Annotated in this window: 13 protein-coding genes; 9 read left to right on the forward strand and 4 right to left on the reverse strand. The window is 49.7% G+C overall.

Going from position 1 to position 10644, the window contains the following annotated elements; all coding sequences use genetic code 11:
- From AC4MRN_RS13925 to AC4MRN_RS13955, 7 genes are all read left to right on the forward strand, one after another.
- The coding region (locus AC4MRN_RS13925; protein ID WP_491203600.1) for a RibD family protein at nt 1–249 on the forward strand (249 nt) is incomplete at its 5' end.
- Nucleotides 250–253: 4 nt separating this feature from the next.
- Entirely contained in the window at nt 254–919 is a 666-nt protein-coding gene (locus AC4MRN_RS13930) for a riboflavin synthase (RefSeq protein WP_255052934.1), read from the forward strand.
- 20 nt (nt 920–939) lie between these two features.
- Nucleotides 940–2040, forward strand: a complete 1101-nt coding sequence (ribBA, locus tag AC4MRN_RS13935; RefSeq protein WP_490711791.1) for a bifunctional 3,4-dihydroxy-2-butanone-4-phosphate synthase/GTP cyclohydrolase II — start codon at nt 940–942, stop codon at nt 2038–2040.
- A gap of 72 nt (nt 2041–2112) precedes the next feature.
- On the forward strand, nt 2113–2589 hold the full coding sequence (ribH, locus tag AC4MRN_RS13940) for a 6,7-dimethyl-8-ribityllumazine synthase (RefSeq protein WP_073322921.1): 477 nt from the start codon (nt 2113–2115) through the stop codon (nt 2587–2589).
- An 11-nt stretch (nt 2590–2600) separates the two neighbouring features.
- Nucleotides 2601–3023, forward strand: a complete 423-nt coding sequence (gene nusB, locus AC4MRN_RS13945; RefSeq protein ID WP_073322919.1) for a transcription antitermination factor NusB — start codon at nt 2601–2603, stop codon at nt 3021–3023.
- A 61-nt stretch (nt 3024–3084) separates the two neighbouring features.
- Complete coding sequence (thiL, locus tag AC4MRN_RS13950) at nt 3085–4059, forward strand: thiamine-phosphate kinase (RefSeq protein ID WP_073322916.1); 975 nt, start codon at nt 3085–3087, stop codon at nt 4057–4059.
- On the forward strand, nt 4052–4549 hold the full coding sequence (locus AC4MRN_RS13955; RefSeq protein WP_491203601.1) for a phosphatidylglycerophosphatase A family protein: 498 nt from the start codon (nt 4052–4054) through the stop codon (nt 4547–4549). The genes thiL and AC4MRN_RS13955 overlap by 8 nt, the downstream gene beginning before the upstream one ends.
- A gap of 40 nt (nt 4550–4589) precedes the next feature.
- Here AC4MRN_RS13955 and dxs read toward each other — a convergent pair whose 3' ends face one another.
- The 3 genes from dxs to xseB are packed head-to-tail and all read right to left on the reverse strand — an operon-like array spanning nt 4590 to nt 7630.
- Nucleotides 4590–6455, reverse strand: a complete 1866-nt coding sequence (gene dxs, locus AC4MRN_RS13960) for a 1-deoxy-D-xylulose-5-phosphate synthase (protein ID WP_370240293.1) — start codon at nt 6453–6455, stop codon at nt 4590–4592.
- A gap of 34 nt (nt 6456–6489) precedes the next feature.
- Nucleotides 6490–7380 carry a (2E,6E)-farnesyl diphosphate synthase gene (gene ispA, locus AC4MRN_RS13965; protein WP_370240292.1) on the reverse strand — a complete coding sequence of 297 codons (891 nt, stop codon included), beginning with the start codon at nt 7378–7380 and terminating at the stop codon, nt 6490–6492.
- 1 nt (nt 7381) lies between these two features.
- On the reverse strand, nt 7382–7630 hold the full coding sequence (gene xseB / locus AC4MRN_RS13970; RefSeq protein ID WP_370165902.1) for an exodeoxyribonuclease VII small subunit: 249 nt from the start codon (nt 7628–7630) through the stop codon (nt 7382–7384).
- Nucleotides 7631–7960: 330 nt separating this feature from the next.
- Between xseB and pomA the strand changes: the two genes are divergently transcribed.
- Both pomA and AC4MRN_RS13980 read left to right on the forward strand, forming a co-directional pair.
- A complete protein-coding gene (gene pomA, locus AC4MRN_RS13975) occupies nt 7961–8725 on the forward strand; it encodes a flagellar motor protein PomA (RefSeq protein WP_073322904.1) in 765 nt (254 codons plus the stop codon).
- A gap of 3 nt (nt 8726–8728) precedes the next feature.
- Complete coding sequence (locus AC4MRN_RS13980; protein WP_073322902.1) at nt 8729–9670, forward strand: flagellar motor protein MotB; 942 nt, start codon at nt 8729–8731, stop codon at nt 9668–9670.
- Nucleotides 9671–9721: 51 nt separating this feature from the next.
- Here AC4MRN_RS13980 and AC4MRN_RS13985 read toward each other — a convergent pair.
- A partial coding sequence (locus tag AC4MRN_RS13985) for a class I SAM-dependent methyltransferase (protein ID WP_491203602.1) occupies nt 9722–10644 on the reverse strand: 923 nt, incomplete at its 5' end.

Consider the following 10644-nt stretch of genomic DNA (forward strand, 5'->3'; position numbering starts at 1 on the left):
GAACTTTGGTTAGAAGCAGGCGCAGGTCTGGCCGGGGCATTTCTGGGTCAGCACTTGGTTGATGAGCTGATTGTTTATCAAGCGCCCAAAGTGCTCGGCGACAAAGGCATCTCTATGCTCACACTGCCGGATTATCAGCAGATTAATGAGGCTCCCCACTTGAAAATGACCGATCTCAGACATATAGCTGAAGACATTCGAATGACATACCGGGTAATGACGCCCGTCACTCACGCTGCTGCAGGATAACGACATGTTCACAGGCATCATAGAAGCACTAGGCACAATTGAATCCATGGTCGACAGAGGCGATGCGATTCGCCTGAAAGTAGGCGCAGGCAAACTGGATATGTCAGACGTGGCGCTGGGCGACAGCATTGCAACGAACGGCGTGTGTTTAACCGTTGTTGACTATAGCCCGAATCATTACAGCGCAGATGTATCTGCCGAAACAATTCGACTTACCGGCTTTGCGCAGTACAAACCGGGTATGCAGGTAAACCTCGAAAAAGCCATGCAGGCTAACAGCCGCTTTGGCGGGCACATTGTGTCTGGCCACGTGGATGGCGTGGGTACCATATCCAAAGTTATTACCCACAGTGATTATATCGAGTTCTGGGTAAAAGCCCCTGACGAGCTGGCAAAGTATATTGCGCATAAAGGCAGCATAACCGTTGATGGCGTCAGCCTCACGGTGAACAAAGTAAATGGCAGTGAGTTTATGCTGTGGATCATTCCCCATACGCTGCAGGAAACCGTGATGCGTCACTACCAGGTCGGCACCCGTGTTAACCTGGAAGTTGACGTCATTGCTCGTTACCTGGAACGCCTGATGCTCGGCGACAAGGCCGCTGAACCTCAAAAACAATCCGATATCAGCCTGGCATTTTTGGCTGAAAACGGCTACTTAAAAAGATAACCCTACACAAAAGAACGATTATGGCACTGAATACTACAGCTGAAATCCTTGAAGATATTCAACAAGGTAAAATGGTTATCCTGATGGATGACGAGGATCGCGAGAACGAAGGCGATCTGATTATGGCGGCCGAGCATGTCACGCCGGAAGCCATTAACTTTATGGTTAAACACGCTCGTGGTCTGGTATGCATGCCCATGACGGCAGAGCGTTGTAAACGCCTGAATTTACCCTTGATGGTAGACAAAAACGAAGCGCAGTTTTCGACTAACTTTACCGTGTCGATTGAGGCCGCGGAAGGTGTTACCACAGGCATTTCCGCAGCCGACCGCGCGACCACCATTCTTGCTGCAGTGGCGCAGGATGCCAAGGCAACAGATATTGTGCAACCGGGCCACATTTTCCCGCTGATCGCCAAAGAAGGCGGAGTACTGAACCGCGCCGGGCACACCGAAGCTGGGGTGGATTTAGCCAGACTGGCAGGCTGTGAACCAGCGGCTGTGATCGTCGAGATCCTGAATGACGATGGCAGCATGGCTCGGCGTCCACAGCTCGAAGCCTTCGCTCAGGCGCATGGCATAAAGATTGGCACCATTGCCGACTTAATCGAATACCGTAATTTGAACGAGACGACGATTAAAAAAGTTGCGAGTTGTGCATTACCAACACAATACGGTGACTTTGAGCTACATACATTCAAAGACGTCATCGACAACCAATTACACTTCGCGTTGAAAAAAGGCGAAATCAGCGCCGACAACCCAACGCTGGTTCGGGTGCATTTGCATAATACCCTGAGTGATTTACTGGGCTCGACTCGCGGAATTTCGCGTTCTATGACTCTGCCTGATGCCATGGAACAAATCGCTGCGGAAGGTGGCGTATTGGTTTTACTGGGTAAAGAAGAAGATCTGGAGTCACAATTACGCCGGTTTGCTGCTGAAGATCGCGGCGAACAGCCGGTTGGTAAAAATTGGCAGGGCTCGTCGCGCACAGTAGGCGTAGGCAGCCAGATTTTAGCCGCCATGGGCGTACAAAAGATGCGATTGCTAAGTAAGCCAATCAAATATCACGCGCTGTCGGGATTTGGATTGGAAGTTGTCGAGTATATTCACGACTAACGATTGGGTTTTGGCGCTGTTGTGGTATACTTCGCGCCGTTTTTCACACGGGATTCTTACGGGATTGGGGCTATGCAGGTAATCGAAGGTAATATTCGCGCAACAGGTAAAAAATTTGCCATTGTTGTGTCACGTTTTAACAGTTTTGTAGTAGAGAGCCTACTGGAAGGTGCGCTTGATACTCTGGAGCGTCATGGCGAAGTCAGCGATGATGACGTAACACTGGTTCGCGTGCCAGGCGCATATGAATTACCTGTTGCTGCCAAAAAGTTAGCTGAGTCTAAGAAGTTCGACGCGATCATCGCATTAGGCGCTGTGATCCGCGGTGGTACACCCCACTTTGATTTTGTAGCAGGCGAGTGTAACAAAGGCCTGGCTCAGGTATCACTGGAATACGGTATCCCGGTATCATTTGGTGTAATTACCACAGACTCTATTGAGCAAGCGATCGAGCGCTCAGGTACAAAAGCCGGTAACAAAGGTTCAGAAGCTGCACTTGGCGCATTAGAAATGGTCAATGTTATGTCTGCACTTGACGGTTTGGCGTAAAGGGGCGATTTGTGAAAGTATCTCCTCGCCGTCGAGCCCGTGAACTTGCCCTACAGGGCGTTTATTCCTGGCAAATGACTAACAACGCCGTTGAGCAGGTGGAATTAGCGCTTGCGACCAGCAACGATATGAAGAAAGTGGATATGCGCTTTTTTCAGGGCTTGCTGCGCGGTGTTGTTAAAAGTGCGCCTGAACTGGACGATAAAATTCGTCCGTATCTCGGCCGCCTGCCGGAAGAGCTAGATCCTATCGAAAAAGCCATCTTACGCTTGGCAACCTTTGAACTAACTCAGCATGTTGAGGTCCCATACAAGGTTGTTATTAACGAAGCGATTGAACTGGCTAAAGCATTTGGTGCTGAAGATAGCCATAAATTCATCAATGGCGCGCTGGACAAGGCTGTTCGCACATTGCGCCCTCATGAGCGTGGCTAGCGGCAAACGCCAGTCTGGTCACGGTTCATCGTGATTCATTTAAGATGTTACGTCGACGATTGTGAAAGAATTTGATCTGATTAAACGGTACTTTGCGCAAGGTGGACACACGCGCAAAGACGTACTGGTAGGGATTGGCGACGACTGTGCCGTTGCCAAGGTACCTGAAAACCAGCATTTAGCCGTCACCACTGACACGCTGATCGCCGGCGTGCATTTTCTCCCCGACGCGCCAGCGCGATCTGTTGCTTACAAAGCTGTAGCGGTAAACCTTAGCGATCTTGCATCTATGGGGGCCGAGCCCGCGTGGATCAGCTTATCGTTGTCATTACCCCATTGCGATGAAGCCTGGATTGAAGAGTTCGCCAGCGGACTTTACGAGTTGACCGAGTATTATTCGGTGCAGTTAATTGGTGGTGATACGGTGGCTGGCCCTATGGCCATGACAATTACGGCGCAAGGCTTCATTCCACCAGACAACGAGTTGCGCCGAAGCCGGGCAAAACCAGGTGACTGGATATATGCCACTGGCTCTTTGGGCGATGCCGGAGCAGGGCTCGATATTCTGCAAAATACCATTACGGTGCCACAGCGCCACAGGGATTACCTGGTGAATCGCCATTATTACCCAACGCCTCGCGTAATGGCTGGCACTGCACTGCGCCGAACGGCAAATGCGTGTATTGATGTGTCTGACGGGCTGGTATCTGATCTGAAGCACATTCTGAACGCATCGAACTGTGGTGCGACGGTACATGTTGATCGTTTGCCTATTTCTGCGCCGTTGTTTGAATCTGTTGGGGCGCAAGCGGCTTATCGCTACGCGTTAACCGCTGGCGATGATTACGAGTTGGTGTTCACGGTAAATGAAGAGCAGCGCGGCAATCTGGAGACGTCACTGTCGAATGCTAACGTGAAAGCGACCTGCATTGGCCAGATTACCGGCCACGCAGGACAATTGGATTTGCGCCTGTACGACGAGCGTTATTCTTTGCCAGAATCCAGCGGCTACGAACACCAGTTCGACCATGGATAAGCAGCTTCGACAACGTGTTTCGCTAAAAAATCCTGTCCACTTTCTGGCGTTGGGATTTGGCAGTGGCCTGATCCCATTTATGCCCGGTACCTTCGGTTCGTTGGCGGCGTTACCGCTGCTAATTCCCTTCTCATACCTGCCGCCAGTTACGTTACTGTTAGTCGCTGTTTTGGCCAGCGCAATTGGTATTTATCTGTGTGGTAAAACAGCAGGTGATATGCAGGTTCACGATCACGGCTCTATTGTATGGGATGAGGTAGCTGGTATCTTACTGACATTCTTGTGGGTGCCATTGTCATTGTGGACGGTAGTAGCAGGCTTTTTGCTGTTTCGTTTCTTCGATATCGTTAAGCCCTGGCCAATTGGCCCGGTGGACAAATACGTCAGTGGTGGGCTTGGTATCATGCTCGACGATATCATTGCTGGTCTGATGGCGTGTGCGAGCCTTCATGGACTTATTTGGATAGTTAATTCAGCGCCAAATCTGTAAAAAGGCATATCACTCGATATGCCTTTTTAGTCATAAATGATTATTGGCTGGTAAACGCCTTAACTTGCTCGACAATGCCAGTGTCATCCAATTTAAGCTCGGCATACATTTCTTCCTGTGTGCCCTGCAGGATGAAGCTGTCCGGTAAGCCAATCTGAAGTAGCTTTGTGCCGTATTGCTTTTGCATGAGATATTCAGCAACTGCGCTACCTGCGCCACCCATGATACAGCCATCTTCAACACTCACCAGCACATCATGGTCTTGCTGAAGACTATCCAGAATATCGGTGTCTAACGGCTTCACAAAGCGCATATCAACCAACGTGGCATCCAGCGTCTCAGCCGCTTTTTCTACATACGGTAACAGCGTACCGAAATTGAGTAAGGCAACGCGCTTGCCTTCTCGCAAAGTACGGCTTTTACCAATTGGCAAGGCGGTCATTTCGGTGTCTGGCGTGATGCCTTTGCCTGCGCCACGTGGGTAGCGCACCGCTGCTGGCTGGTTGGCAAGGTGTCCGGTATACAACATTTGGCGGCATTCGTTCTCGTCGCCAGGTGTCATCACAATCATGTTAGGGATACAGCGCAGGAACGCGATATCAAACGCCCCCTGGTGTGTTGGGCCGTCGGCGCCGACAATACCAGCACGATCAATGGCAAACAATACCGGCAAATTCTGCAATGCTACATCGTGAATTAATTGGTCGTAGGCACGCTGAAGGAAGGTAGAATAAATCGCAACAACGGCGTTCAGGCCTTCTTTAGCCATACCTGCACCCAAGGTTACAGCGTGCTGCTCAGCAATCGCTACATCGAAGTACTGTTCCGGGAATTGCTGGGAAAAAGCCACCATGCCTGAGCCCTCACGCATCGCAGGCGTGATTGCCATTAGCTTAGGATCGGCTTTTGCCATATCACACAACCAGTTGCCAAAAATAGCCGAGTAGGTTGGTTTGGAGGCGGCAGATTTGGGCAGAGTTTGATCTGCCGGATTAAATTTTGGTACCGCGTGAAACTTGATCGGGTCTTTTTCGGCTTCCGGATAGCCTTTACCTTTTTTAGTCACCACGTGCAGTAATTGTGGGCCTTTGAACTTACGCATATTGCGAAGTGTGTCGACCACACCATTGATGTCATGGCCGTCGATAGGGCCAATGTAATTGAAACCTAGTTCTTCGAAAATCGTGCCCGGTACCACCATGCCTTTAATATGTTCTTCTGCCCGGCTGGCGAATTCTTTAATGGGCGGCACGTTACTCAGCAGCTTTTTGCCGCCGTCACGAATACTGTTAAACAGGTTGCCGGTTAACAGGCGGGCCAGGTGACTGTTCAATGCGCCGACATTTTCGGAAATCGACATTTCATTGTCGTTTAATACCACCACCATGTCTTTGCTGATATCGCCAGCGTGGTTCATGGCTTCGAAGGCCATGCCGGCCGTCATTGCGCCATCGCCAATGACGGCGACAACCTTACGGCCCTGTTGTTCTTTTTCAGCCGCAATGGCCATACCCAGCGCAGCGCTGATTGACGTTGAAGAGTGACCCACCGCAAAGGTGTCGAAGTCGCTTTCAGGCGGCCAGGGGAAGGGGTGTAACCCTTCTTTTTTTCGAATGGTCGACATTTGCTCTGCACGACCAGTCAGAATTTTGTGCGGGTAAGCCTGATGGCCAACATCCCAAATAAGGCGGTCAAACGGCGTGTTGTATACGTAGTGCAAGGCAACGGTTAACTCAACCGTGCCGAGGCCGGATGCAAAATGTCCGCTGGACTGACTTACACAGGTAAGTAAGTACTGACGAAGCTCATCTGAAAGGGCTCGCAGTTTGTCTTGAGGCAATTTGCGAAGCGCTTCCGGAGAGCGGGCTTGGGCCAAAGTAGGATAGTGCGCTAAATCTAAAGTCATTCTGATTATATTTGTACTGTGTCTGTCTGGCGGATTAATGGTCGCGATTAACCATTAAATCGGTAAACGCCACTAAGTAGTCCGTATTGTAGGGCAAACCGTCCAAGGCTTGAAGCGCCTGTTGATGCAATTTTGCCAATTCTTCCCGGGCGGTGTCTAAGCCGAGTAGCGATGGGAAGGTATTTTTGCCTAACGCCACATCTGAGCCGCTGGGTTTGCCCAGTGTTTCAGTGCTCGCGGTCAGGTCGAGAATGTCATCCTGGACCTGAAATGCCAGGCCGATTAATTCGGCGTAGCGACACAATAAAGTGTGGCTTTCCGGCGCAATAGATTCACTGGCTCTGCATGTCATATCAACGCAAGCCGTAAGTAACGCACCGGTCTTTAAACGGTGTAATTGCTTTAATTGATCAACGTCGATGAGATTACCCGTTGATGCCAGGTCTATGGCCTGTCCGCCGCACATACCGAGATACCCGGAAGCACGAGCCAGGCTACCAATGAGTTTCGCGCGCTGCTTATCGCCAAAGGCACTTAAAGGTTGTTCCGCCAATATGCTAAACGCGAGGGTTTGCAAAGCGTCGCCGGCTAAAATAGCGGTCGCTTCACTGAATTTAATGTGGCAGGTTGGCTGTCCGCGTCGCAGGTCATCGTCGTCCATCGCCGGCAGGTCATCATGCACTAATGAATAGGCGTGAACGCATTCAATTGCCATACTAATGGTGAGTTGGTCTGTGCGAGGCAGATCCAGCATGTTGCCAGTCAAATGGACTAGCAGAGGCCGCATCCGCTTCCCGCCTGCAGTCAATGCATAATGCATTGCGGCTTTTAACTCGGGTGCGTGATCAGGTAATGTGCTGATGACACCTGATAACGCCTCGTCTACTTGCTGACGAACCGTTTGTTGAATTGCTTTCAGAGTCATATTACAGCTCGTCGTCAGGCGTAAAATCCTGCAGCGTTGAGCTATTACCTTGCTCGGTAAGGATTTTTACCTTTTGTTCGGCATCGGTCAGTGCCTGTTGGCTAAGACGCGATAACTCTACGCCGCGTTCAAATTTCTTCAGCGCATCGTGCAGAGGCAAGTCACCACGTTCCATTTCATTGACGATTTGTTCAAGCTCAGACAGGGTTTGCTCAAATGTCGGGGACGTATCGGAGGCTTTATCGCTCACGGTTTTCTCTCTATGACCAAAATAAAAAGGGCACATTAACCGAGGGGCGCAGATGGGTCAAATAGTTTGCAGTCACGCCCGGGATATTTTCCTGTGATGCGATACAAAGCCTGAATAGGCTGAGCAGATAAACAGCGAATAAGCCAAAACAATGAATTTCCGGTGTAGAAAATTTTTTATCTGCCGATAGAATGACTGAAAACCAATCAGATAGCGTTAATGTTGGTACTTGCATAATTGTTCAATATCAACATGCTGCCGCAACAATTTGCGGCTATAGTTACTCATAACAAAACGCATCAAACACAATAAATGAATTGAGGGATACAAGTGGATTTAGCAACCTTAATCGGCATGTTAGGTGGTATTGGCTTTATTGTAATGGCCATGATCCTCGGGGGCGACCTCAGCATGTTTGTGGATGTTCCGTCAGTACTCATTGTATTTTGCGGTAGTTTATTTGTTGTTATGTCACAGTTTACGCTGGGGCAATTTTTTGGTGCGGGTAAAGTGGCCGGCAAGGCCTTTATGTTCAAAATCGACACGCCTGAAGAACTGATTGAAAAGGTGGTTGAAATGGCCGATGCGGCGCGTAAAGGTGGATTCCTGGCGCTGGAAGAAGCAGAAATAGTAAACCCTTTCATGCAAAAAGGGGTTGATATGCTGGTTGATGGCCATGATATCGACGTCGTGCGTGAAACGCTGGCTAAAGACATTTCCATGACAACCGAACGTCATGAGTTCGGTGTATCTATTTTTAAAGGTTTAGGTGACGTGGCCCCGGCGATGGGGATGATCGGTACGCTTATCGGTCTGGTAGCCATGTTATCGAACATGGATGACCCAAAAGCCATCGGTCCGGCTATGGCGGTAGCCTTGTTAACCACACTGTACGGTGCATTCCTGGCTAACGTAATTTGTCTGCCAATCGCGGCAAAGCTGTCTAACCGACTGAACGAAGAAAAACTCAACCAGTCTTTGATCCTCGATGGGATTGTGGGTATTGCGGATGGACAGAACCCCCGTGTTATTGAAGGTATTCTGAAAAACTATCTGGCGGCCAGTAAGCGTGGTGCCGGGGCAGAGGAAGAGTAACCGATGGCACAGGAAGAAGAATGCCCTAAATGCCCCCCCGAAGGTCTCCCCGCATGGATGGGGACCTTTGCGGACCTCATGTCACTGCTGATGTGCTTCTTTGTACTCTTGTTGGCATTCTCGGAAATGGACGTGCTTAAATTTAAGCAAATAGCCGGTTCGATGAAATTTGCCTTTGGTGTACAAAACAAAATCGAAGTGAAGGACATTCCTAAAGGCACCAGCGTAATTGCCATGGAATTCCGTCCCGGCCGCCCGGATCCCACGCCCATTGATACCATTCAACAGCAAACCATCGACATGACCCAACAAATGCTGGAGTTTCAGGCGGGAGATGAAGACTCGGCTGGCGGACGTCAAAAACAACGTGGCACCCAGCGCGGTGGTCAATCGCAGCAAACGTCAACAGATCAGTCTGCGTCAACACAGCAAGCGGCAAACCAGGAGCAGGTTGCCGAGATGATGAAAAAAGTGGCGCAGCAGCTGCAGAAGCAGATTTTAGATGGCTCCATTGAGATGGAATCCCTGGGGCAGCAGATTACTATTCGCATTCGTGAGAACGGGTCTTTCTCGGCAGGCTCTGCGTTCCTGCAACCTCAATTTAAGCCCATCATTCGCCAGATTGGCGAAATCCTGGCAGATATGCCTGGCCAGATTGAAGTCTCCGGACACAGTGACAGTCAGCAGATCTCTAATGAACTGTATCGCTCAAATTGGGACTTGTCTGCACAACGCGCTGTTGCTGTAGCGGAGGAAATGCGCCTGGCGGCAGGGTTTGATGAATCGCGTATGTCAGTTGTGGGTAAGGCTTCAACGTTACCGCTGGTCGAGCAGCCGACTACGGCAGAAGAGCGTGCTCGTAATCGGCGTGTTGAAATTAATATTAACCAGGGTGAGCCCATTCGCTCTAAACCGATTTCCGTGTTGGACCAGCCTGCAGGTTAAACATTATAGATTTTGCGGCTATATGCCGGTTAGCAATAGAAAAATGGCCCGTTATCGGGCCATTTTTGCTTCACTTCGAGGTTTACTTAATACCAGTTGCACCGTACTAATGGTGCGCTCAAGGAACCCTCCCTCGCAATATTTCAGGTAGTACTCCCACATACGTGCAAATCGGTCGTCATAGCCGTGTTCCGCCAGAGCCGGGCGAGCAACATTAAATGCCTCAAACCAATCGCGGAGCGTTGTGGCGTAGTCCAGGCCTATATCGTGTAGATCCCGTATAGACAAATCGCTGGCACGCTTGATGTGATCGTTCAGGGTGAGTTGCGAAGGCAAAAAACCACCTGGAAATATGTGTTTCTGAATAAAATCCACGCCTTTCTGGTAGGTGTCATAGCGGCGATCGTCAATAATAATAGACTGCAGCAACATCAGACCGTCTGGTTTGAGTAAACTGGCACATTTGGTGAAAAACTGGTTGAGGTAGGGTTTACCAACGGCTTCAATCATTTCAATAGACACCAGTTTTGAGAATTTGCCTTCAAGTAACCGGTAGTCTTTTTTGAGTAGTGTAACCTGGTTTTCTAATCCTTCTTTCTTCACCCACTCAGAAGCATAGGCAAATTGCTCTTCTGAAATAGTGGTTGTGGTCACTTTACATCCGTAGTGTTTTGCAGCGAATACGGCCAGGCCACCCCAGCCTGTGCCTATTTCCACTAAATGGTCTGATTTGTTCAACTGCAGTTTGTCGCAAATGGTTTTTAGCTTGTATTGCTGCGCTTCGGCCAGTGATGCGTTTGCATCCGGGTAGATAGCCGAGGAGTACATCATGCTTTTATCTAAAAAGTGCGTGTAAAGGGTATTCCCTAAATCATAATGGGCCGCAATGTTCTTTTTGGCCTGGTCGCGGGTATTGCGGCGCTTGAGGTGCATAATTTTATCGAAAGGGAATGTGAGCCAGCTAAAACGTGACT

The organism is Marisediminitalea sp., from assembly GCF_984433645.1.